Genomic DNA, 23234 nt, shown 5'->3' on the forward strand with positions numbered 1-23234 from the left:
GTGTAGCGCTTCCGCAGCAGCGCGAAGCCCAGCCGCGTCGGACCGCGCTTCCCCTCCACGGGCCACCATCGGGAAGTGGATCGACGAGGACGTCCTGCGCTTCGGACCAGGCGAACGCATCGAACTGTGCTAGGTGTCGCATTCGACCTACACTCTGCCTCCCGAAGCCCTGCGCATCACGGCGGAGGAGTCCGCACGGCGAGGCGCCCTGGTGCACATTCATGCCGCGGAGACGTCGGCCGAGGACATCACACCCCGGGAGCGGTTCGGATCCGTTCCCGGCTGCTCCGGGAGACCGGGCTCATGGACGGGCGACTGCTGGCAGCCCATTGCCGTCCACCTCTCCGAGGGCGACATCTCCTTGGCGGCCGAGCCAGGAGCCGGCGTCGCACACTGCCCCGGCTCGAACGCCAAGCTCGCTTCCCGAACGGCCCCTCTCCATGCCCTCCGCGCGGCGTCGGTTTCCGTCGGCCTCCGCACCGACGGCCCCGCAAGCAAGTACGAACTCGACCTGTGGGAGAAAGCCCGCCTCGTGATGATGTTCTCCCGCCTCGCCACCACGGACCCGCCGGCGCTCACCGCCGAGGAAGCGTTCCTGACGGCGGCGACAGTCGGCGCCGCGGCACTCAGCAGGGCACATGTGGGCGGCCGGATCCCGAGCGGTCAAGGACGTCTGGGCGGTCGGCAGCACGCGTCGCCTGAGGCGGTGCACGTACCGCTCGTACGAGGCGAACGACCAGAGGTCTTGGCGAGCGACGCAAGGTCTGGCAATGTGATGTGGCTCACGCGCCTACAAGCGAACTTTCGGGTGTCCCTTCCGTCATGCCCTTGATCCGGCTCGAGCAGAATGGAAGGTCCTCATGTCATTCCCTACCTCACCAGCCTCGGACGGCCGCAATCACCCAGCGGACGAAGACGGCGCGCGTTCAGCGGGCCGCCTCGTCGGACGGTCGGCGGAGCGGGCTCTCATCGACGATCTCTTCGATTCCGCCGCCACCAGGGGCGCCGCACTGGTGCTGACGGGAGAAGCGGGGGTAGGGAAAAGCGCCTTGCTGGACACCGCGGCGGAACGGGCGTCCGAGGCGGGCTTCACAGTCGTAAGGATCGTGGGCTCGCAGTTCGAGCAGAGTGGCAGCTTCTCGGGCCTCACCCAGCTACTCCAACCGCTGGCGGAGGAGATCCCGGCTCTGCCGGCGCGGCAGGCGGAGACGCTCCAGGCAGTCCGAGGACTGTCCGAGGAGCAGCCGGCCGAGCTGCTCGCCATTGCCAACGCTGTACAGGTCCTGCTGTCCCAGACCGCGGCGAAGCGTGGCCCCATCACGCTGGTCATCGATGACTCAGCCTGGCTCGACCGGCCCAGCGCTGTGGTTCTGGGCACCGTCGCCCGTAACGTCCGGACCGGTTCCCTGGTCCTGCTCGCGGCATCCCGGACCGGCGACGAATCCTTCCTGAGCAGCACCGGGATACCCTCGTATGAGGTTCGGGCCCTGGACGAGGAATCCGCGAAGGCACTGGTGGCAGAGCGATTCCCCGTCATGACGGCCAGGGTCCGGCAGCGTCTTGTCACGGAGGCCGCCGGCAACCCGCTGGCACTACTGGAACTGCCCGTCCCGCTCAACGAGGCTCAGCAGACGGAACGGGGACCGCTGCCGGCTGTGCTGCCGCTCTCCGAGCGCCTGAAGAAGATCTTTTCCGTACGGGTCAGTGCCCTGCCGCGCGCGACACGGAAGCTGCTCCTGCTCGCCGTTCTGGACGGCTCCGGTGATCTGCACATCCTCGAGCGGGCTGTTGACAGCTCGGACGTCCTCACCAGGCTGGGCCCTGCCGAGCGGGCAGGCCTGGTATGGGTAGATTCCCTGACGGGCCGCCTGGTCTTCCGGCACCCCCTCACCCGTTCCGCGGTCATCGAGCTGTCCACGAGCGGGGAGCGTCGACAGATGCACCTGGACCTGGCCGAAGAATTCCCGGAAGGTTCGGAACGCCGGGTCCGCCATCTGGCCGCCGCGGCGGTCGGCCCGGACGATCAGGTGGCTGCGCTCCTGCACGATGCGGCCTACAGGACGCTGCGTCGCGGCGACGCAGTCGGCGCCATCACCACCCTGCTGCGCGCTTCCGAGCTGAGTAGCTCCGGGACGACGAAGGGGCGCATGCTGGCTGAGGCAGCATGCCTCGGCGCCAACATCACTGGTGACCTCCGCAACGTACGCTCCCTGCTGGACAATGCCATGTCCGCCGATCCCGTGGGCGCGGATTCGCTGGCCGCGGCGACCGCGGCAGCCAGCCAGCTCCTCAACGGCGAAGGCGACGCGGACACCGCCCACCGGCTTCTCGTCGGCGCGATCCGCAGTCATGCCCAACCTGGTCAGACGGACGACAACATCCTCCGCGAAGCTCTGCACACGCTGCTCATGGTGTGCTTCTTCAGCGGCCGGCCGGACCAGTGGCAGGCCTTCGACAGCGCGGTGGCAGATGTCCTGCGGCACTCTCCCGATCCCCTGCTGCGCGTGCTTCGCGGCGCCTTCGGTGATCCCGCTCACGCGGCGTCGTCGGTTCTGGACGTGCTGGACGACCTCATCCTCGGCCTCACCAGGGAGACCGATCCCCGGCGCATCGTGCGGACCGCCATCGCGGGTGCCTATGTCGACCGCCTGCCCAGCTGTCGTAGTGCTCTGCGGCGTGTCGTCGACGACGGCCGCAACGGAGGAGCCATCGCCACGGCGATAGAGGCCCACTTCCTGCTGGCGAACGACGCCTACGCCGGCGGACAGTGGGACGACGTTCCGGACGTCACCGACGAAGGTCTGCGCTGGTGCGCGACACACAACTACCGCCTGCTGGGATGGCCGGGTCACTTCCTGCGGGGACTCCTGTCAGCCGCGCGAGGCGACAACCAGACCGCGCTGGAGATCGCTGACCGTCTCGATTGCTGGGGGAACCCCAGAGGACTGGGTGCGCTGCATGTGTACGCCTGCCACATACGGGCGCTGTCCGCGCTCGGCAGCGCGGACTTCGAGAGCGCGTACCGCTGTCTGAGATCGCTGAGCGCCCCTGGTCGGCTGCCCTCGCACATGCCCCATTCCCTGTGGCTCTTCTGGGACTTCGCCGAATCCGCGGCTCGGACCGGTCACCATGCCGAGGCCATCGAACACGTCGCGGCGGTCAGGACATCCGGCATCCCGTCCATCTCACCGCGCCTGGCCATGATGACCGACGCCGCCGGGGCCATAGCCACCCCGGACGTCATCGACCATGACCTGTTCGAGAGAGCCATCGCGGCCCCCGGCGCCGAACGATGGCCTTTCGACTGGGCGCGGATCTGTCTGGCCTACGGCGAGAGGCTGCGCAGAGCCAAAGCAGGAGGGGCCGCCGGCGTCCATCTGGAGGCCGCGCTCAGCACGTTCCAGCGCCTGGGGGCCCAACCGTGGTGCGCACGAGCCGCGAACGAACTACGGGCGAGCGGCGTCCACGTCACGACCGTGACATCGACTGAGGACAGTCGTACGCCACTGACCGCGCAGGAAGCGCAGATCGCCCAGCTGGCCGCCACAGGACTGACCAACAAACAGATCGCCGCCCAGCTCTTCCTGTCCCCTCGCACCGTGGCCGCACATCTGCGCAGTGTCTTTCCTAAGCTGAACGTCACCTCTCGTGCGGGACTGCGGGACGCACTCACGCGAAGCATCGCCTCTTCATGACGCAAGCGGCAGACCCGCGCGATGGTCCTGTGGACTACTCCGGAATCCGGATACGCCAGTGGAAGCGCACGACGGACAGCCCACCTGGGACAGGTGGGCTGTCGCGGAAGACGGAACGGGGTCAGCGGGCGGAGCGGTCGGCGTTCTTGATGAGCTTGGTGACCGCGTCCGGATGACTGATCATGACGGAGTGCGACGCTCCGGAGACCTCGACCGTGCCACGGGCGTGGGCCCGCTGGTACTCGAAGCGCTGCAGGGCCGGCGGAATGGCCTTGTCCGAGGCAGAGACCAACCCCCAGGAGGGGATGTCGTGCCAGGCGGCGGCCTTGGTGACGTCGGTGAAGGAGGAGGCGCTGAACGGCCGTTGGGCCGCCTGCATGACGTTGGTGACCGAGACCGGGAGGTCCGCCGCGAAGGTGCTGCGGAACTTGTCGGCCTTGAGGTAGAGGTCCGTGCCGGTGCTGCCGTCCGGGTTCGGGAACGGTACGGGATCGAGCGCGGCAGGGATCTCGGTGCCCGGGTACTTGTTGATGAGATCGCCGAGCAGCTCGCCCTCGTCGGGCACGAAGGCGGCGACGTAGACCAGCGCCTTGACGTGGGGATTGGCAGCCGCGGCGTTGGTGATCACGGCGCCGCCGTAGGAGTGGCCTGCCAGGATGATCGGGCCGTCGATGGACTTGAGGACGCTCTCCAGGTACGGAACGTCGGTGGGAAGCCCACGCAGCGGGTTGGCGGTCGCGACGACCGGGTAACCGTCATTCTGGAGCCGCTCGATCACTCCCGCCCAGCTCGCGGATGCGTCCGCGAAACCGCCGTGCACCAGCACGACCGTCGGCTTGGTGCCGTCCGACTGGCGCTCCGGCGTTGCCGCCGAAGCCATCGACGCCAGAACGGCGACTGCCGCTGCGCCGGAAACGCCTGCCGCGATCATACGGCGGCGTACGACCTTGATACGCATGTCTTGCCTCTCATCATTCTGGTCGTTGCCCCTGCCGCAGCCGAGGCGCTCAACAGGGCAGATCGCACACCTGTGGCGCAGGCGCGTGTACTTCAGGTCAGCCCTGGACGCCCGCGGCCTGCTTGATCAGCTCCGCGACGGCCGCGGGTCGGGACATGTAGACGGCGTGGCTACCGAGGACCTCGCTCACGGTGGCGCCCGCTCGCTCCGCCATGGCGCGCTGCGCCGGCGGAGGGATCATCCTGTCCAGGGTCGCTACGAGATACCAGCTCGGCTTGGTACGCCAAGCGGCCTCCGCCACCACCCCGTTGAGAGCGTCGACGCCCCAGGGAACCTGTGAGTCCGCCATGAACTGCGCGTCCTCCACCGCCACATCGTCTGCGAACGAGTGCGCGAACTTGTCACGGTCGAGGAACAGGAAGCCGTCCCGGGGCGGCAGAATCGGCGGAACGGGTGCGCCCGGCGCCGGGTCGGCGATCAGCGTGCTGACCGACTCGCCCTTGTCCGGGGCGAAAGCAGCGATGTAGGCGAGCGCGGCGACCTTGGGGTGCCGGCCGGCCTCGGTGATCACGACGCCGCCGTAGGAGTGGCCCACCAACACGGTCGGCCCGTCCTGAGCGTCGAGGACCTGCCGCGTGACCGCGACATCGCCCTCGAGGGAGTGGGTCGGGTTCTGCACGATGCTGACATTGAAGCCTTCGCGGGTGAGGAGATGGTGCACGGCCTGCCAGCCGGAACCGTCGACGAATCCTCCGTGCACGAGGACGACGTTCTTCAGGGGACTCATTTCATGGCTCCTGTTGTCTGTAAAGAACCTGTGATGCAGGTGAAAAACTAGCTCCTTCCGTCCTTTTGGGCTTCGGCTGAATGACCTAGTAGGGCTTTGTTACGTGCCTGGGCAGGTGGTGGTTCTGATGGTTTCCTGCGGGTATGAGGGCGGATGAACTTGTCGCGTGTCGTGGCCGGTTGGAGGAGTTCGCCGGGGAGGTGTTCACGCCTTTGGCGCGTGCTGACCAGCGGGTGAAGGGCGGGTTGTATCTGCGGGGTCTGTTGCTGGACGGGCGGCGGAAGTCGATGCGGCCGATGGCCGGGCGCCTGGGTGTGGACCATCAGCAGTTGCAGCAGTTCATGACGTCCTCGACCTGGCCGGTGGGCACAGTCCGTGCCGGGCTGGCCCGCCGGGCAGTGGCGGTGGTGCGTCCGCAGGTGTGGGCGGTGGACGACACCCGCTTCCCCCAGGACGGATATTCCTCGCCCGGGGTGGCGAGGAGTACTCCGGCGCCCTGGGCAAGGTCGGCAACTGCCGGATCGGGGTCAGTGTCCATGCCGCCTCCGACACCGCTTCGTGCCCGCTGTCATGGCGGCTGTTCCTGCCCCGCAGCTGGGACGGGCCCGAGGCGGCTGGCCGGCGGGCCCGCTGCCGGGTCCCCGACGAGGAACATCACCGACCGAAATGGCAGCTGGCTCTGGACATGCTCGACGAGCTCGCGACTGTCGGGCTGCGGCCCGCGGTGCTGGTCGCGGATGCCGGCTACGGAGCGAACGCCGACTTCCGGCACGCTCTTCAGGACCGGGGCCTGGCCTACGTGCTGCAAGTCAAGGGCAAGATGACCGCCCACGCTGAAGCGGTCGAACCCTACGAGCCGCGCTACGGCGGGCTCGGCCCGCGCCCGCTGCCCCGCTACCGCACCCGACCACTCAGCCTGCGCGCATGTCCTGGCCGCGGGACGCCGCCAGGCGGCGACCGTCACCTGGCGCAAGGGATCCAAAGCAGCGATGACCTCACGCTTTGTGTTCCTGCGGGTCCGGCTTGCCGAGCGTCGCCCGAAGCCTGCGGCCGACGGTGTCATCGGCCTGACCTAAGCAGAGAGGGTCACCTCAGCAGACCGGTGCCCTGTCGGCGCGCTGCCGCAGTGTCCACGGTGTCATGTGTCAGGCGGCGCGCGAAGTTGTGGCGGTGACGAACCGTGTCACTCCTCGGGAGAACTCTTCCGGTTCCTCGATGTGACCGAAGTGCCCGCTTTGCTCCAGGATCATCAGTTCCGAGCCCGGGATCATCTGATGCAGCTCCTGGGCCCACCTTACTCCGCAGATGAAGTCGTGACGGCCGACGACGACCAGGGTCGGCACCGTGAGCGAGCCGAGCTGCTGACTGTCGTCGCTGAGATGCGGTTCGAGGTTCTCGTCCAGTCCCGAGATGAATGTGGCGCTCACCGCGGCGCGGAAGGGCGCGAACTCCGTTTCGCGGCCCCAGTAGTCGGCGAAGTACACGGGCACCAGCGCCCTGACCAGCGTCGTGAACCCGGCGTTGTCGGAGGTGGTGGGAATCGCCGTGAAGGCGGCCAGGATCGCGGAAAGTTCAGGGTTGCCGGAGTGCCGCTCGGCGAACTGCTGCACCAGACGCACGGCTTCGGCGGCGTGTTCGGGACCGGTGAACGGCGCACTTTCGTACAGGATCACCCCGGCGCGCACGTCGAGCCGCTCCATGGTGTCATCCCGCATGCGCCCACACCCCCTCGCGCGCGGCCGGAGCGAGGGCAGGTGTGGGCCGAGGGTTCTCGCCGTACCGGTCCGCGCAGGTGAGCACCTCGGCGGAGGCGACGAGCACGGCGGCCAGAGCGACCGGGAGGAGCGGGCCGGCCGACGGCCGCCGGGTCGGGGCGCGGAGCCACTCGTAGCGGTCGCCGAGCACGGGCTGGGGGCCGGGGACGACGACCACGGAGCCGTGGCTCAGGTAGCGGTGCGCGGGAGCCGCTCCCTCTCCTCGCGCGAGTTGGTGGGCGAAGTCCTGCCAGCTCTGCGAGACCAGGAAGAAGCCCATTCTTCGCGCCCGGTGATCCAGTACTATCGGCCCGAAGGGCAGTCTTCGGCGCAGCAGTTGATCGAGCGCCTCGATGCCGACTCGCTGGTCGACCGACACCACGTCGAAGAAGCGGCCAGTGGGCAGCATGTACGGCGCCCGGGGGTCGCTCGCCCACGTGGTCAAACATGCTGACGGATCATCAGCTGCCTCGGACAGCCAGGCGAATTCCCTGCATGTCATCCTCTTCACGTCACTCACCTCTGTCGGACTCAGTGTCGGCAGCGAGGCCGCCCGACGCCTATGCTGAGTGTCATCTGCCCTGGCCAGGGCAGATGACGAGGAGTGACGGGGAATGACGTGTCACGCGTGGACTCGTCTCTCTGCCGCAAGCCGGCCGTCCCCGGTCTCCGGGCACATGCGACGCGCGGCGATGAACAACATGTCGTTCCGTCGGGCGACCGACGAGTGACTCACTCCGCTCTCTCAACGGAGTGCGCAGTGCCTCGCATGACGGCGGCTCTTGCCTCTGCTCATGAATTCCCGCTGTTGCGTCACAGGTTTGTATGACACCCCAGGTTAGGCAGTGCCGTCCCCCACCGGCTTCGACCAAATGGCCTAAAGATACTCAGACGGCCCGACGTTCGGGGCTGTCCACGGGCAGCTGATCAAGGACGGTCAGCGCGTCGCGCAACCCGCCGCGGGAGGCGATGTCCAGCTTGCGGAAGGCGCCGCGCAGGTGGGCGGCCACGGTGCGGTGGGACAGGAAGAGCTGGGCGGCGATCTGCTTGTTGGTGAGCCCCGTGGCAGCGAGCTGGGCGGTCTGCCATTCCTGCGGAGTCAGCGGCGATTCGACACCCGCTACGGACATGACAGGGACCGGGTCCTGGCCGCTTGCCCGCAGCTCGCCGGCCGCGCGTGCGCTCCACGGGGCGGCTCCGAGGCGTTCGAAGGTGCTCAGGGCGGCCTCGAGGTGGGGGCGTGCCGCGACGTTCGCCTGGGCTCTGCGGAGTCGTTCGCCGTAAGCCAGGCGGATCCGGGCCAGATCGAAGGGCCAGTGCTCTGCGCCGGGTGTGGCGATGGCCTTGTCGAAGAGATCGCGATCGACGACGTACGGGGCGGCCAGGGCGGTCGCCGCCTCCGTGATCATGGCCAGACGTGGTGAGATGGAGGGGATGCCGGCGTCCCGGACGGCCGCCAGATGTGCGGCTGCCTCGTCGTGGTGACCGGTGCGGGTCGCTGCCTCGGTGAAGTCCCAGATGAGCCACAGTGCGTGTGGGACATGCGGCGCCGGCCGGCTCGCCGGGCTGACGGATGTCACATGCCGGTAGGCGCTCTCGAAGTCGGCGCGTCCCAGCGCGGACAGGGCCTTGATGTGGGACGAGTAGACACGCAGCGTGCCCAGGCCGCGGGGGTTGCTCCAGGAGTCGAGGCGGTCCGCGATGCTCCGGGCGACTTCGTCGTCACCGCGTGCGGCGGCCAGCAGGCCCTGCAACAGACGGCCTCGCCAGGCCTGGAGCCGGTAGTCGTGGGACGCGCACCACTGCAGGGCCTCGTCGGTCAGTTCGGCGACATCGTCCCACCGTCCCCTGGCGTAGGCGTCGTCGGCCAGAAGGAGCAGGGCCGGTATGGCCGAGGCCACGGCTCCTCCGCCGCGGCCGTCCTCGACGACGCGCAGCAATGCGCTGTGGCAGCCCGGTAGGCGGTCGACGTAGGCGGCGCAGGCGGCCGTACGGACGATGCGAGTGGGGTCGGTCTGCCGGTGGAGTCCGGAGATCAGCTCGTCAAGGCGGGGCAGTACCGGCAGCGCCGAGTGCGCCGGGTCGCCCAGGGCGCCGCGCAGAACCAGTAGCAGCGGGTCGGGCACGTGCGGACGTAGTCGCGCCAGGATCACGTCGAAGGACTGCCACAGTTCCGGCCGCCCGCTGTATGAACACACCGTGAGCAGGGTGTGGAGTGCCTCGCGAAGCATGATGTCATCGGCCGGGCGCCCGGGGGCGTGGTCGGTGATCGCTTCGGCCAGCAGCCGGTGAGCACCGTCCACGTCACCGTCCCAGTTGAGGAGCTCCCCGGCTGCCGCCGTGGCGGCAGCCGGGGACGTAACGCCCAACGGATCGACGGCCGCGGCATCGTCGAGAAGTGCGCGTACGTTGCGCAGGTCGCCGGTGACGTTGCCGCTCAGGCAGGCAGCCTCAGCGAGTCTCCTCCCCCTGGCTGTACCTGAGCTGCTGAGCTCCGAGGCGCGTAGCAGGGCGGAGACAGCGCCGACGGCGTCGCCGCGACGTAGGGTGGTGTAGGCGGCCTCGTGCAGCAGAGCGGCCACCTCGTCGTCCGGCCCCACGGTGGCGCGGGCCAGGTGCAGGGCTCGGCGTTCGGATCCTTCCGGAAGTACGTCGGCGAGCGTCCGGTGCGCCCAGCGGCGCTCGGCGCCGGTCGACAGCTCCATGATGGCCGAACGGGTCAGCGGGTGCCGGAAGAACAGGCGACCGGTGCGGGCGTCGACCCGCACCAGCCCGGCACGCTCGGCAGGAGAGAGCTCGGTGAGAGTCCTTCGTGCGTCGCTGGTCCGCGACAGGAGGTGCAGGTCGCCCGTGTCGTCCAGAACCGCCAGCAGGAGCAGTTTCCGTGTGGCGTCCGGCAGGGCCCTGACCCGCTCGGAGAAGGCCGTCCGCAGGCGCTCGGTTAGCGGAAGGACTGTCGGCAGAGAACGTCGCTGCGTCTGCTGCGCGAGACTGAGCGAGACAGGCAGCTCCAGCAACGCGAGGGGGTTTCCTTTGGCCTCCGCGAGCAGCCGTCGGCGAACCATGGAGGTCATGGCCGGAAAACGCTCCGCCACCAGCTTCATCGCCGACTTCGCGTCGAGGGGCCGCACTTCGTGTACCTGAGTGCCCATGTCGGGGAGAAAGGCCTCGTCCCGCCGGAAGGCAGCCAGCAGCGCCACGCGCCCGGTGCCGGCTTGGCGGGCTACCGTGTCCAGCACCGCCGCGCTGGGCCGATCCAGCCGTGCGTAGTCGTCGATGACCAGCGCCAGGGGGCTGCTCGCGGTACTGATCCGGAACAGCAGCCCCCGCACCGCGTACGCGACAGCCGCCAGTTCCTCCGGTTCACCCGCCGAAAGGCCAAGAATCACCTGAAGGGTGCGCGCCTGCCGCGCCGGCAGGGAAGCGAGCTCTGCCGCCAACGGCAGCAGGATCTGATTCAGCCCCGCGAAACCGACATGCTGATCGAACTGCGCTCCGGCAGCCCGCACCACACGGAATCCACGTTGCTCCGCCCGTCGCGCCGCGACATTGAGCAGCGCGCTCTTGCCCACTCCGGCCGCACCGGTCAGGAACAGCGCGGCACTCCGTGTTGCCGCCTCGGCGAAGAGCGCGTCGACGAGCGCCAGCTCCGCCGATCGCCCGACGAGACCGCCTGTGCCGCCATGGGGCCCGCTCTGAGCGATGACGTGCTCGGCCAGGGGGACGACGCTGGATGTGCCGGCCGTCGTGGAAGCGCTGGTAGAAGGCGTCTGAAGAAGATTGATCATCACTATCACCTGCAAGCGGCGGTCGGGGATGCGAGATGCGCCGCGACAGCCGAAGGGCGGGAGTCGGCGGCGGCCCACGTTTGCGTGGCTGGTACGGGAGAAGTCGGTGAGCGTGGTCCGGGCCGATGCCGAACCGGTCGCCTCGGGATCGGCGGGAGCGGTGTGCCGGGCGGCGGTCGGCGGGTCGGCGGGTCGGCGATCAGCGTGCCGACCGACTCACCCCGGTCGGGGGCGGACACAACGACCTGGGCGTTCTTGCCGCCCAGGTGTTACCGTGCCGCCGTTGCCCGGAGGGACGGACCCGGCGCTGCCGGGCCATCCGCGCCGTGGCGACGGACCGGGGGCAGACTCACAGCGCGGAGCGCCGCGTCCGCTCCTCCGGTCAGGCGGTGGCGGCCTCGCGGATGAGGCCGGCCACTGCGCCGGGCTGCGAGACGTAGACGGCGTGGCTGCCGATGGCCTCGACGACGGTCGAGCCCGCGCGCTCGGCCATGGCCCTCTGGGCCGCCGGCGGGATCATGCGGTCCTCGGTGGCGACGAGGTACCAGCTGGGCTTGTGCTGCCAGGCCGGTTCGGTGACCGCCCCGCTGAGGGCGTCCACGCCCCAGGGGACCTGAGCGTCGGCCATGAACGCGGTCTGTTCTTCGGGTAGATCGGCGGCGAAGGCGTCGTGGAACCTGTCGCGGTCCAGGAAGAGGAAGCCGTCCTGCGGAGGCAGGATGGGCGGCACCGGCGCCCCGGGCGCCGGGTCGGCGATGAGCGTGCCGACCGACTCGCCCTTGTCCGGGGCGAAAGCAGCGATGTATGCCAGCGCCGCGACGTTGGGGTGCATACCGGCCTCGCTGACGACGACCCCGCCGTAGGAGTGGCCGACCAGCACGGCCGGGCCATCGAGCGTGTCCAGCACCTGGCGGGTCGCGGCGACGTCACCCTCGAGCGACAGCGTCGGGTTCTGCACGATCCGGACGCGGAAGCCGTCCCCGGCGAGGTCGTCGTAGACGCCCTGCCAGCCGGATCCGTCCACGAAGCCACCGTGCACGAGCACGATGTTCCCGATGGTCGACATGCTCTCTCCCAGGGTGGATGGACAGACCCCCACAGGCCCGTCGGACTGGCTCCAGTCAACGCGCCTGGAAGTGGTGAGGCCACGCAGAACAGCACGCAGAAGTTCTGCGCACCGAACACGGCTCGACGCGTCAGGGTGCGGTGGACACCAGGTCGCGGCAGCGGCGGCTGGCATTGGCGTCACCGACCGCCTCGAACACCTCGGCCGCCCTCGCGTAAGCACGGCTGCTCTCGTCCTTGCGGCCCTCGTCGGCCAGCAAGGACCCCAATGTCTCCAGGGCGTGGGCCTGCGGGACGTGCGACTGAGCCTGCTCCATGAGTCCGATCGCCTCGACGAGCTTGGTGATCGCTTCGGGCCGACGGCCGAGCAGTCCGAGACATTCGCCGGCACGGGCCAGCGCGATGGGACGGGCGAACGCCGCCACGCTCGGCGTCACCCCCGACCCGGCGTCGTTCAGGAACGCCCACAGGTCGAGGTACCGCTCCAGGGCCTCGGCGTGATGCCCGGCGTCACGAAGGCAGGTGCCAAGGGCGCCGAGGCAATGGCAGTACGCGTCGAAATCGCCGTTGGCCTTGAACATCTCCGCCGCCCGGGTCTCCGACGCGGTGGCCTCGTCAAGCCGTCCGAGGCTACGCAGCGCGCCTCCCGCGTGGTGGAGGGCGGAGGCGATTTCTGCCGTGGAGCCACTGCGCGTGGCGAGGTCCATCGCCTCGGTGGTGTACCGCAGTGCGGTCTCCGGGTCGTCGCGCGGCAGCAGATGGACCCAGGCCAACGAGTTGAGCTGGCCGGCCTGTCGGACCGGATCGCCCAGGCCGGCAGCGGCCTCGACACCGAGGGAGAAGACCTCGTGCCAGTGCGGCGCGTGCATCCAGCGGTCGGAGAACCAGTCCAACGACTCCACGCAGTCGAGGACTGCGGAGTGCCGGCCGTCGCTCGCTGCCGTCCCCAACGCACCCAGCCAGTTGCCCACATTCACGCGCAGCCAGTGATCGGCCTCCTCCTCCGAAGACAGGTCGGCGAGGTCGGCGTCAGGCTGGTCGGGGTGGCCGTAAGCCGGTTCGAACCATCGCCCGGCGGTGGTGGCCATCCGCAGCAGCCAGGACGTCATCGTCCCCCCGATCGCCTCCCGCTCAGCCGCCGGGTCCTCGGCCTTGAGCCGCTCGCGGGCGAACAGCCTGACCAGGTCGTGGAAGCGGTAGCGGCCCGCCCCGCTGTCCTGGAGCAGGCCGAGGTCGATCAGCTCATCGAGCACGTCCCAGGCGTCCTCGACGGAGATCTCGCCGACCACCGCGGCGAGGGTGGCGTCGAAGTCGTGGCCGGTCACCAGAGCGAGCCGGCGGAAGACCTTGCGTGCGGACGGCGCGAGTTGCTCGTACGACATACGGAACGCGTTGGCGATCTTGAGGTCCCCTGCCTTGAGCTGGTCGAGACGGCGCTCGTCGTCAGCCAGCCGGGTGACGAGTTCGGCGGCGCTCCATGCGGGGCGGCTGACCAGCCGATTGCCGATGATCCGCACTGCCAGGGGCAGGCCGCCGCACAGCTGCGCGAGCTGAGTGAGCACTGACTCGCCGTCCGAGGCGCCGCGGTCCCTCGTGATCCCGGTCAGCAGGAGGGTGGTGTCCAGCAGGGGCAGGGGGCCCAGGTTCAGGCGGCGCACGCCCTCCAGGCCGGCCAGCAGCCGACGACTGGTCACCAACGCTCTGCCCAGGCCTCCACCCGGCAGCAGTGGGCGGATCTGCTCTTCCGAGGCGGCGTTGTCGAGCACGACCAGCACGCGTCTGTCCCTCAGCAGCGATCGGTACAACGAAGCACACTCGGCAATGTCAGGAGGGATCTGCTGGTCCGGGACACCCAATGCACGGAGCAGCTGCGCCAGGGCCTGGTCAACGGGCAGAGGGCGCGAGGACATGCCGAACAGATCAAGGAAGAACACCCCGTCCGGAAAGTCCGGGCGCAGGGTGTGACCGGCATGAATGGCGAACGCGGTTTTGCCCAGACCGGCAGGACCGGTGATCAGTCCCACAGCGGCGACGGCCGCCGAGCCCTCGTCGCGGACGAGGTTCTTCGTCCAGGCCAGTTCCGCGGCCCGGCCCGCGAAGTCATCTATGTTTCGCGGGAGTTCGCACAGGCCGGTCGGGCGCTTCCAGTGATCCCGCAGGCGGCCGTCGCGTGCCAGCTCGATGAGTTGTTTGCGGTCGGCCCCTTCCAGTGCGAGTGCGTCTGCGAGGGCGGTGACTGTACGGTGCTGAGGCCCCCTGCTGCGTCCCCGCTCCATGTCCGACAGGGTGCGGCCACTGACGCCCGAAAGTTCGGCGAGTTGCTCCAGCGTCAGGCGCGCCGCATGCCGATGACGACGAAGCAGTTCCGCGAACGGGGGTATGGCAGTGATGAGGAGCACTCCTTCTCCGCTGTATCACACCTGGTCCGTCGGGGCCCAGCCGCAGGCCAGCTTACTCAACAAAAAGGAAAATTCCAGGAGTTCAGGCAAAGAATGAGCGCGTTCGACGGCGACGATGACCCTGGCGGCACCGACTTTCGCCGCAACTACCCAGCCACCACAGCAAGACAGGAGCGGAATTGACGAACCCACCCCTGCCCGCGCCTCAGCTCCGGGGGCATATACGCAAGCGTGGCATCGTCCCAGCCAACGCCCATCGCGGGACCTGGCACGAGGCTGGACATCCTCGATAGGCGATCGAGGGTACCGGGCGCGCACGATGAGGTCGCGGTAGTCCCACCAGGTGAAGCCCTTCGGCTCTCCCTTGCGAACCCCGGAATCCAGTTGAGGAGCGAAAAAACACACCCAATGCCTTGACGGGCCTCACACAGGCGATCTACGCTCCGCATCGCCGGAGTGAAAACTCTCGGCCCAATCGCCTTCCGCAGCGAATTCGGCATGCCAGCGCCCGCCAATTCAACACGCCCGCATGCCAACTCGCCGGCAGGGGCTGATCTGTATCAACCCTCATAACAGGAGAGAAGCAGGGATGAGTGCCCGAGGTGAGTCTATTCCAAACGAGTCCACCAATAACAGCCTTGTCCGCCGCCGCCTCCTCGCTGGCGCCTGCGTCACAGGAGTGGCCGCCGTTGCCAGCCAACTTGCCGCACCCGAGGCATCCGCAGCGCCCAGCAGAACCGATCTCTTCCACTACTGGGAATCCCAGCAGAGATCCCTCGGATATTCCCAAGGGATCCGGGTGGACAACACCGTCTGGCTGTCGGGCACAGCGGCCCTTGACAAGGACTTCAACTGCGTTTCCCCCGGCGATCTGCCCGCCCAGATGACCTTCATCTACCAGCGCATCAAGGAGAGCCTGGGCAAGTACGCTCTCGATTTCCGGCATGTTGTCCGCGAGAATATGTATGTAACTGACATGAATGCCCTGGTCGGCGCATTGCCGTACCGCAAGGGTATTTATGCCAACGGCCCCTTCCCGACCTCCACGACAATCCAAGTCAACCAACTGCTCGTTCCCGGACTCATGATTGAGATCGAGGTGACCGCCTGCCGAGCCCTGCCATAGGCGCGAGCTCGTTCCTTCCAGCGATTTTCTGACGACAGTTCGACCATAGTTCGCGAATTGCCTGCGGCGTCCCGGACCGGCAAGACAGTTTCGGACGCCGCTGCTGAACTTGAATGCGTGATGTCGGCTTGATCGCGGTCAGGTGCCTGTGATCAGGCCGGTTCCCGTGAGGCATCTGTCGACCAGATGCGGTCGGTACTGGATCTGCTTGAGGCCGCACTTCACGCCCTTGGCCGTCTGGTCGAGGTTCGCGGCGGCCAGGGTGCCGACGGTCCCTGCACCCTGACGAGGGTGCTATACGCGGATGACCTGAGGCCCGAGCAGCGAGTACCGATGTGCCTCCGCCGAGGGCAGCGAGGTGTCGGTCACGATCGCCTCGAACTCCCGCACCTCGGCGAACCGGCAGAAGCTGACGGCTCCGAACTTGGTGTGGATCCCGGAGAGGATCCGGCGTCGCGCCGAACGCACCGCCTGCGCCTTCACCTCGCCCACCGCGGGGTCGGGGGTGGTGAGCCCGTACTCACGGGAGATCCCGTTGGCCCCGACGTACGCCAGGTCGATGACGAAGCCGGCCAGCATCTCCGTGGCCCAGTGGTCGACCGTGGCGAGCGTGCCGCCCCGCACCCGCCCCCCGAGCAGCAGCACTTGGACCTGATCCCGCGCGGCCATCACGGAAGCGGTCGCAAGCGACGCGGTGATGACGGTGAGCGGACGGTCCCGGGGCAGGGCCTCCGCTATCAGCTGAGGCGTGAAGCCCTCGTCGACGAAGACGGTCTCCGCCTCGCCGAGCAGCTCGGCGGCCGCCTGCGCGATCCGGGCCTTCTGCGGTACGTAGCGCACGGTACGGGCCTCGAGGGTCGTCTCGAACCCGGCACTCTCCACCGGGTAGGCGCCTCCGTGCGTGCGACGTACGAGCCCGTGCTCCTCGAGGACCCGCAGATCGCGGCGGACGGTCTCCAGGGAAACCGCCAACTCCTCTGCCAGAGCGACGACTTCCACTGCTCCCTCACGGCGGGCGACCGTGAGAATCGCATGGCGACGGTCTTCGGCTGTCACAGCCCTCACCACTTCGACGCTAGGGAGGCCCCGGGTCGGCGTCCGGGGCCTCGCTGGATGCCTGAACGGCCCAACCACGACCCATGATGTGGCACGCGCCACACGGTGAACATCGGCAGGATGACCGGAACTTGCGGCACGTCAGAGAGATCTCACCAAGATCGAACGGGCAGGGAGTGGGCCCCGCCCTTACCTCCAACGGGCAGCGATATTGCCCGCTCCAACCGCCGCCAGCCACCTGATCAGCGGAAACGGTGGCCGGCAATCGGGCATGAACGGGCAGCATGCGCACGGCGAACTGTCTGGTCACCGCTGTCAAAGCACTAGTACAAACATCCCACAGGCCCGAACGGGCAGTGACACAGCTCCGGTTGGAAGGTGTGGCGTGGACACCCATGAACGCCGACGGAGGATCCTGCGCATCACTCGAAACTCGGGATCCGTGGAAGTAGCGGAGCTGGCAGCAGAGTTCACCGTCGCCAGGGAGACGATCCGCCGTGACCTGCACGCGCTGGAACGGAAAGGACTGATCCGCCGCAACCATGGCGGCGCCCGGCCCGTGGAGAGCGCCGGCTTCGAGACGACCCTCGTGGAGCGGACCACCCGCAATGTTCCGCAGAAAACCAGAATCGCCGCGGCGGCCGCCCAGTTGCTCGGCGAGGCGGAGACGGTCTTCATCGACGAGGGCTTCACCCCGCAGCTGATCGCCGCCGCGCTTCCCCGCGACCGTCCGCTGACCGTGGTCACCGCCTCCCTGGCGGTGGCCCACACCCTGACCGACGCGGAGCAGACGACCGTGCTGTTGCTCGGCGGCCGGGTGCGGCCCTCGACACTGGCCACGGTCGACCACTGGGCCTCCCGGATGCTCGCCGGCCTCGTCCTCGACCTGTGCTTCATCGGCGCCAACGGCATCTCGCGCGAATACGGTCTGACCACCCCCGACCCGGCCGTCAGCGAGGTCAAGAGCCAGGCGGTACGCGGCTCTCGGCGCCGGGTGTTCGTGGGCGCGCACACCAAGTTCGGCGCCGTCAGCTTCTGCCGCTTCGCCGATGTCCGGGACGTCGAGGCGATCGTCACCGACACCGGCCTGCAGTCGGCCGAGGCCCAGCGCTACTCCTTGCTCGGCCCCCAGGTCATCCGGGTGTGAACACACCCGCCCAGTACTCCACTTCAACCCGCAGCAGTCACCCGCAGGAGGCCGCCATGCCTGTCCAGAATCGTCCCCACGTCCCGCGTCCCCAGGTCACGCCCCGAAGCCGACGCCATGCCATCGGCATGCGCATCGCGGCGGCCGGCGCCGCCGGCGCGCTCCTCGCCGCCTGCAGCGGTGCAGGCGGCACCGCCTCCTCCGGCGGCGACACCATCAACGTACTGATGGTGAACAACCCACAGATGGTGGAGCTGCAGAAGCTCACTGCGGCGCACTTCACCAAGGACACCGGAATCAAGGTCAACTTCACGGTGCTGCCGGAGAACGACGTCCGCGACAAGATAAGCCAGGATTTCTCCAACCAGGCGGGCCAGTACGACGTCGCGACCATCAGCAACTACGAGGTCCCCATCTACGCCAAGAACGACTGGCTGCACGCCCTGGACGAACACGTCGCGAAGGACACCGCCTTCAACCAGAAGGACATCCTGGAACCGCTCACGAAGTCCCTCACCGCGGCCGACGGCAAGCTGTACGCCGAGCCCTTCTACGGCGAATCGTCCTTCCTCATGTACCGCAAGGACGTCTTCGCCGAGAAGGGCCTGACGATGCCGGAGCGCCCCACCTGGCAGCAGGTCGCTGACCTCGCGGCCCAGGCCGACGGCGCGAAGCCGGGGATGAAGGGCATCTGTCTGCGCGGACTGCCCGGCTGGGGCGAGGTCATGGCCCCGCTGACGACCGTCGTGAACACCATGGGTGGCACCTGGTTCACCAAGGACTGGAAGGCGCAGTTGACCGCGCCCGAGTTCAAGAAGGCCACCACGTTCTATGTGGACCTGGTGCGCGAGCACGGCGAGGCGGGCGCTCCGCAGGCCGGCTACGCCGAGTGTCTCAACAACCTCACCCAGAGCAAGACCGCCATGTGGTACGACGCCACCGCGGCCGCCGGGTCCCTGGAGGCCAAGGACTCCCCCGTCAAGGGCAAGATCGGGTACGTCCAGGCCCCGGTGGACAAGACCGAGAGCTCGGGCTGGCTCTACACGTGGGCCTGGGGCATCCAGAAGGCCTCCAAGAACACCGACAACGCCTGGAAGTTCATCTCCTGGGCGTCGAGCCAGAAGTATGAGGAGTTGGTCGGCGAGCAGATCGGCTGGGCCAACGTTCCGGCCGGCAAGCGGGCTTCGACGTACCAGAACCCCCAGTACAAGAAGGAATCCGCGGCCTTCTCGGACGTGACCCTGCAGGCCATCGACTCCGCGCGGCCCGACGACCCCGGTGTCCAGGACCGCCCCGCACCCGGCATCCAGTTCGTCGGCATCCCGGAGTTCACCGATCTGGGCACGAAGGTCTCGCAGGAGGTCAGTGCGGCGATCGCCGGCCGCCAGTCCGTCGACGAGGCCTTGGAGAAGAGCCAGGCGCTCGCCGAGAAGGTCGCGAAGGAGTACCAGTGACCACATCGGTCAGCGCATCCCCACCGGCGGCTGCGACGCACCGGCGCACCGCGCAGGCGAAGCACTCCAAGAGGAATGGGCAGCCGTCCGCCGCCCGCGCCTGGGCGACCCGCGCACCACTGCTGCCCGCCCTGGTGTTCCTCATCGCGGTCACCCAACTGCCATTCGTGGCAACCCTGGTGATCTCATTGTTCGACTGGAACTCCCTGAACCCCGACGCCCGCAGTCTCAGCTGGTTCGAGAACTACAAGACGGTCGCCACCGACCCCGCCATGCGCGAGTCGGTCCTCACCACCATGCTGCTCACCGCCTCCGTGGTCGTGGCGTCCGTGGTCCTCGGGCTGCTGCTCGCGCTGCTCATGGACCGCACGTTCCGTGGCAGGGGCTTCGTACGCACCCTGCTGATCACACCATTCCTGCTGGTCCCGGTCTCCGCGGCGCTGCTGTGGAAACACGTCCTCTACAACCCCGAGTACGGGCTGTTCAACGGGGCGTGGACGTGGATCGCCGGGCTGTTCGGCGACGACACTCCCACACAGCCGGACTGGATCTCGAACTCGCCACTGCTCGCCGTCGAGGGCGCGCTGGTGTGGCAGTGGACGCCGTTCATGATGCTGATCCTGCTGGCCGGGCTGCAGAGCCGGCCGCCGGACGTGATGGAGGCGGCCCGTCTCGACGGGGCCTCCGACTGGCAGATGTTCCGGTACGTCACCTTGCCGCATCTGCGCCGCTATCTCGAACTCGGTGTGCTGCTCGGCTCGATCTACATCGTGCAGAACTTCGATGCCGTGTTCACCATCACCTCGGGCGGCCTCGGCACCGCCAACCTGCCATACACCATCTACCAGACCTTCTACCAGGCCCACGAGTACGGACTGGCCTCGGCGGCCGGGGTGCTCGTCGTGATCGGCACGATCGTGATCGCGACGTTCGCGCTGCGGGTGGTCTCGTCCCTGTTCAACGAAGAGGTGAACCGCCGATGACCGCGCTCACCACCGCACGTCCTTCCGGCCGCGAGGCACCGCTCCCGCCCGCCGCCCGCAAGGCACGGCGCCGCTCGGCCCGGCTCGGTGTGGTCGCCTGGTGCGCCGGCATCGTCTTCTGTCTGCCGGTCGCCTGGATGGTGCTGACCTCGCTGCACTCCGAGCCGGACGCGGCGACCAACCCGCCCTCGCTCGGCGCCGCGCTCACGCTGGACGGCTACAAGAGGTTCTTCGGCGCCGGTGGGGGCGCCGACCCGTGGCCCTCGCTGATCAACTCGACCACGGCGAGCCTGTGTTCCACGGCTCTCGTCCTGGCCCTGGCCCTGCCGGCAGCCTACGCCCTGTCCATCCGGCCGGTCCGCAAGTGGACGGATGTGATGTTCTTCTTCCTCTCCACGAAGATGCTGCCGGTGGTGGCGGGGCTGCTGCCGATCTACCTGTTCGCCAAGAACGCCGGGATGCTGGACAACATCTGGCTCCTGGTCATCCTCTACACGTCGATGAACCTGCCGATCGCGGTCTGGATGCTGCAGTCCTTCCTCGCCGATGTGCCGGTGTCCATCATCGAGGCCGCCCAGGTGGACGGGGCCAGGCTGCCCACGATCCTCACCCGGATCGTCGCACCCATCGCCGCGCCGGGGATCGCGGCCACCGCGCTGATCTGCTTCATCTTCAGCTGGAACGAGATGCTGTTCGCCCGCGTACTGACCGGAGTCACCGCGCAGACGGCGCCCGTGTTCCTGACCGGATTCGTCACCAGTCAGGGCCTGTTCCTCGCTCAGCTCTGTGCCGCTTCGGTCGTCGTGTCCTTGCCGGTGCTCGCCGCCGGTTTCGCCGCCCAGGACAAGCTTGTCCAGGGCCTCTCCCTTGGAGCCGTCAAATGAGGGCAGCGATCGTCGAGGCGCCCGGCAAGGTGTCGGTCACCTCGCTCCCCGACCCCACGCCAGGGCCCCGTGAAGTGGTCGTCGATGTGGCCGCGTGCGGGCTGTGCGGGACCGATCTGCACATCCTGCAGGGCGAGTTCGCCCCTACGCTGCCCATCGTCCCAGGCCACGAGTTCGCGGGCGAGGTGGTCGGCATCGGCGCCGAGGTGACCGAACTGTCGATCGGCGACCAGGTCGCCGTCGATCCCTCCCTGCACTGCCACGAGTGCCGCTCCTGCCGCGCAGGACGCGGCAACCTCTGCGACCGGTGGGCGGCGATCGGGGTCACCGTTCCGGGCGGCGCTGCCGAGTACGCCCTGGCGCCGGTGGCCAACTGCGTGCGGCTGCCCGAGCACATCGACGCACACGATGCCGCGCTCATCGAGCCGCTGTCCTGCGCGGTACGCGGCTACGATGTGCTCAGCGGCACACTCGGGGCCCAGGTGCTGATCTACGGCTCGGGCACCATGGGCCTGATGATGCTGGAGCTGGCCAAGCACACCGGTGCCGCCACGGTCGACGTCGTCGACGTCAACCCCGAACGCCTCGCCACAGCACGGCAGTTGGGCGTCTCTGGTTCCGCCTCGGCGGCGGCCGAGCTGGAGCGGCCGGGCGGCTGGGACGTGGTGATCGACGCGACAGGCAATACGGCCGCCATCCAGGACGGTCTTCGCCGCGTCGCCAAGGGGGGTACGTTCCTGCAGTTCGGGGTCGCCGACTATGCGACGACCGCGATCATCGAGCCGTACAAGATCTACAACCAGGAGATCACCATCACCGGCTCGATGGCCGTCCTGCACAGCTTCGAGCGGGCCGCGGCCCTCTTCGCCACCGGCATCCTCGACCCCGGCGTCTTCATCAGCGACCGACTGCCGCTGGAGCAGTACCCCCAAGCGATCGACCGCTTCAAGGCGGGCCAGGGACGCAAGATCGTGGTGCAGCCGTGAGCGGCCTCAACCACGAGCCTGTGCCGGTCCCCGACCAGGCGGCCGCGCCGCACCGCGAAGGAACGGTCCTCGTCATGGGCGAGGCACTGACCGATCTCGTGCCGACCACGGACGGCACCCTGCGCCCGCAGCCCGGCGGCGCACCCGCCAACGTGGCCACACATCTGGCCCGCCTGGGCGTCCGTACGGCTTTCGCCGGCACGCTGGGCGATGACGGCTTCGGCCGCCGGAGCGAGCACCGGCTCCGCACCGCCGGCGTGGAGCTCGACCTCTGCGCGCGCTCCAGCCTACCCACGGCCCTCGCCGTGGCGGACCCAAGCCCGGAGGGGACGCGCTACCACTTCCACCTCCAGAACACGGCGACCTTCGAACTGACCCATCTCTCAGACCAGTTGGGTGACTTTCACGCCGTGTACGTAGGCGGCCTCGCCTCCGTCGTACCCCCGGCATCCGAGGCCGTGCTCGCCACCGCCCGCGCGGCAGCACGCCACTCGGTGCTCGCGGTGGACCCCAACGTCCGAACGGACCGCACACTCGACCCGGCGAGCAGCCTGCGCCGCCTGCGCGAGCTGTGCGCGCTGGGCCACATCGTCAAGGTCAGCGACGAGGATGCCCGCCAACTCTGGCCCGGCGACACCCCCGAGGCACCCTGCCGCAAGCTGGCGGCCGAGGGGCGCCTGGTGCTCCTGACCCACGGCGCGCAGGGCAGCTCGGCCTTCTTGCCGGGCGACATCCACGTCTCCGTACCGGCCGTGCCGGTGACTGTGGCCAGCACCATCGGGGCGGGCGACGCCTTCATGGCGGCGGTCCTGGCGCGGCTCGTCGACAGCGGGGCCCTGCGGGGCGACGGCCCTGCCGCCCTGACCGCCGCACAGGCCGGGGAGGCACTGCAGTACGCGGCGTCGGTCGCGGCGGCCGTGTGCGGCCGGGCGGGAGTGGACGTGGAGTGATCGACGGGTGCCTCTATGTGTTTGATCAAGGTCGGAGACCAGTAGGTCATCGACATACCGGCCACGGGCTGACCACAGGGCGGCGTCCCGTTCAGGGGTGCAGGGGAATTTGACGACGGTGATCTCCGGCGCGCAGTCCGCACCGGTGGCCTATGCGGACGTCGCCGACGTGTGCGTCGGCAGTTTCATGACTGGTCGGGGG

General features: G+C 68.6%; 17 protein-coding genes and 1 pseudogene. 10 read left to right on the forward strand and 8 right to left on the reverse strand.

From position 1 onward, the window contains the following. Positions 1-133: 133 nt before the first annotated feature. Together AB0I23_RS09175 and AB0I23_RS09180 are read left to right on the forward strand one after the other, a co-directional pair. Complete coding sequence (locus AB0I23_RS09175) at positions 134-832, forward strand: amidohydrolase family protein (RefSeq protein WP_359108304.1); 699 nt, start codon at positions 134-136, stop codon at positions 830-832. 28 nt (positions 833-860) lie between these two features. Then, complete coding sequence (locus AB0I23_RS09180) at positions 861-3695, forward strand: ATP-binding protein (protein ID WP_359108306.1); 2835 nt, start codon at positions 861-863, stop codon at positions 3693-3695. Between the two features lie 121 nt (positions 3696-3816). Here the strand turns inward: AB0I23_RS09180 and AB0I23_RS09185 are convergent, their stop codons facing one another. Continuing rightward, a complete protein-coding gene (locus AB0I23_RS09185; RefSeq protein ID WP_359108308.1) occupies positions 3817-4653 on the reverse strand; it encodes an alpha/beta fold hydrolase in 837 nt (278 codons plus the stop codon). A gap of 97 nt (positions 4654-4750) precedes the next feature. Beyond that, positions 4751-5440 (reverse strand): alpha/beta hydrolase, encoded by a 690-nt coding sequence (locus AB0I23_RS09190; protein ID WP_359108310.1) that lies wholly within the window; start codon positions 5438-5440, stop codon positions 4751-4753. Positions 5441-5583: 143 nt separating this feature from the next. On the opposite strand from AB0I23_RS09190, the pseudogene AB0I23_RS09195 reads away from it, so the two are divergent. After that, positions 5584-6510 (forward strand): annotated as a pseudogene (locus tag AB0I23_RS09195) (IS701 family transposase); the annotation flags it as partial. A gap of 75 nt (positions 6511-6585) precedes the next feature. Here AB0I23_RS09195 and AB0I23_RS09200 read toward each other — a convergent pair. The 5 genes from AB0I23_RS09200 to AB0I23_RS09220 all read right to left on the reverse strand — a co-directional run bounded on the left by AB0I23_RS09200 (position 6586) and on the right by AB0I23_RS09220 (position 14446). Further along, a complete protein-coding gene (locus AB0I23_RS09200; protein ID WP_359108312.1) occupies positions 6586-7155 on the reverse strand; it encodes an alpha/beta fold hydrolase in 570 nt (189 codons plus the stop codon). Continuing rightward, positions 7145-7696, reverse strand: a complete 552-nt coding sequence (locus AB0I23_RS09205) for a bifunctional DNA primase/polymerase (RefSeq protein WP_359108442.1) — start codon at positions 7694-7696, stop codon at positions 7145-7147. The genes AB0I23_RS09200 and AB0I23_RS09205 overlap by 11 nt, the downstream gene beginning before the upstream one ends. 385 nt (positions 7697-8081) lie before the next feature. Continuing rightward, positions 8082-10982, reverse strand: a complete 2901-nt coding sequence (locus AB0I23_RS09210) for an ATP-binding protein (RefSeq protein ID WP_359108314.1) — start codon at positions 10980-10982, stop codon at positions 8082-8084. Positions 10983-11364: 382 nt separating this feature from the next. Next, the gene (locus tag AB0I23_RS09215; RefSeq protein WP_359108316.1) at positions 11365-12048 is read right to left on the reverse strand and encodes an alpha/beta fold hydrolase; all 684 of its coding nucleotides are present in this window, start codon (positions 12046-12048) and stop codon (positions 11365-11367) included. A 130-nt stretch (positions 12049-12178) separates the two neighbouring features. Next, positions 12179-14446: a helix-turn-helix domain-containing protein gene (locus AB0I23_RS09220; protein WP_359108318.1), complete on the reverse strand. Its 2268-nt coding sequence runs from the start codon at positions 14444-14446 to the stop codon at positions 12179-12181. Between the two features lie 589 nt (positions 14447-15035). Between AB0I23_RS09220 and AB0I23_RS09225 the strand changes: the two genes are divergently transcribed. Further along, entirely contained in the window at positions 15036-15572 is a 537-nt protein-coding gene (locus AB0I23_RS09225) for a RidA family protein (protein WP_359108319.1), read from the forward strand. A 294-nt stretch (positions 15573-15866) separates the two neighbouring features. Here AB0I23_RS09225 and AB0I23_RS09230 read toward each other — a convergent pair whose 3' ends face one another. Continuing rightward, complete coding sequence (locus tag AB0I23_RS09230; RefSeq protein ID WP_436846900.1) at positions 15867-16628, reverse strand: DeoR/GlpR family DNA-binding transcription regulator; 762 nt, start codon at positions 16626-16628, stop codon at positions 15867-15869. A 385-nt stretch (positions 16629-17013) separates the two neighbouring features. Here AB0I23_RS09230 and AB0I23_RS09235 point away from each other — a divergent pair, with 385 nt between their 5' ends. From AB0I23_RS09235 to AB0I23_RS09260, 6 genes are all read left to right on the forward strand, one after another. Then, a complete protein-coding gene (locus AB0I23_RS09235; RefSeq protein WP_359108324.1) occupies positions 17014-17775 on the forward strand; it encodes a DeoR/GlpR family DNA-binding transcription regulator in 762 nt (253 codons plus the stop codon). A gap of 128 nt (positions 17776-17903) precedes the next feature. Then, a complete protein-coding gene (locus tag AB0I23_RS09240; protein WP_359108444.1) occupies positions 17904-19229 on the forward strand; it encodes an ABC transporter substrate-binding protein in 1326 nt (441 codons plus the stop codon). Further along, on the forward strand, positions 19226-20212 hold the full coding sequence (locus tag AB0I23_RS09245; protein ID WP_359108326.1) for a carbohydrate ABC transporter permease: 987 nt from the start codon (positions 19226-19228) through the stop codon (positions 20210-20212). Before AB0I23_RS09240 ends, AB0I23_RS09245 begins: the two co-directional genes overlap by 4 nt. Further along, a complete protein-coding gene (locus AB0I23_RS09250) occupies positions 20209-21096 on the forward strand; it encodes a carbohydrate ABC transporter permease (RefSeq protein WP_266988873.1) in 888 nt (295 codons plus the stop codon). Before AB0I23_RS09245 ends, AB0I23_RS09250 begins: the two co-directional genes overlap by 4 nt. Then, positions 21093-22082: a zinc-dependent alcohol dehydrogenase family protein gene (locus AB0I23_RS09255; RefSeq protein ID WP_359108328.1), complete on the forward strand. Its 990-nt coding sequence runs from the start codon at positions 21093-21095 to the stop codon at positions 22080-22082. Before AB0I23_RS09250 ends, AB0I23_RS09255 begins: the two co-directional genes overlap by 4 nt. Further along, positions 22079-23032 (forward strand): carbohydrate kinase family protein, encoded by a 954-nt coding sequence (locus tag AB0I23_RS09260; protein ID WP_359108330.1) that lies wholly within the window; start codon positions 22079-22081, stop codon positions 23030-23032. Before AB0I23_RS09255 ends, AB0I23_RS09260 begins: the two co-directional genes overlap by 4 nt. Positions 23033-23234: the final 202 nt, after the last annotated feature.

It is taken from the genome of Streptomyces atratus (assembly GCF_040655115.1).
Classification (GTDB): domain Bacteria; phylum Actinomycetota; class Actinomycetes; order Streptomycetales; family Streptomycetaceae; genus Streptomyces; species Streptomyces atratus_D.

Excerpts from the sequence above, each read along its gene's own strand:
- AB0I23_RS09180 (WP_359108306.1), top strand. The coding sequence starts at position 861 with ATGTCATTCCCTACCTCACCAGCCTCGGACGGCCGCAATCACCCAGCG.
- AB0I23_RS09185 (WP_359108308.1), bottom strand. The coding sequence starts at position 4,653 with ATGCGTATCAAGGTCGTACGCCGCCGTATGATCGCGGCAGGCGTTTCC.
- AB0I23_RS09190 (WP_359108310.1), bottom strand. The coding sequence starts at position 5,440 with ATGAGTCCCCTGAAGAACGTCGTCCTCGTGCACGGAGGATTCGTCGAC.
- AB0I23_RS09200 (WP_359108312.1), bottom strand. The coding sequence starts at position 7,155 with ATGCGGGATGACACCATGGAGCGGCTCGACGTGCGCGCCGGGGTGATC.
- AB0I23_RS09205 (WP_359108442.1), bottom strand. The coding sequence starts at position 7,696 with ATGACATGCAGGGAATTCGCCTGGCTGTCCGAGGCAGCTGATGATCCG.
- AB0I23_RS09210 (WP_359108314.1), bottom strand. The coding sequence starts at position 10,982 with ATGATCAATCTTCTTCAGACGCCTTCTACCAGCGCTTCCACGACGGCC.
- AB0I23_RS09215 (WP_359108316.1), bottom strand. The coding sequence starts at position 12,048 with ATGTCGACCATCGGGAACATCGTGCTCGTGCACGGTGGCTTCGTGGAC.
- AB0I23_RS09225 (WP_359108319.1), top strand. The coding sequence starts at position 15,036 with ATGAGTGCCCGAGGTGAGTCTATTCCAAACGAGTCCACCAATAACAGC.
- AB0I23_RS09240 (WP_359108444.1), top strand. The coding sequence starts at position 17,904 with ATGCGCATCGCGGCGGCCGGCGCCGCCGGCGCGCTCCTCGCCGCCTGC.
- AB0I23_RS09250 (WP_266988873.1), top strand. The coding sequence starts at position 20,209 with ATGACCGCGCTCACCACCGCACGTCCTTCCGGCCGCGAGGCACCGCTC.
- AB0I23_RS09255 (WP_359108328.1), top strand. The coding sequence starts at position 21,093 with ATGAGGGCAGCGATCGTCGAGGCGCCCGGCAAGGTGTCGGTCACCTCG.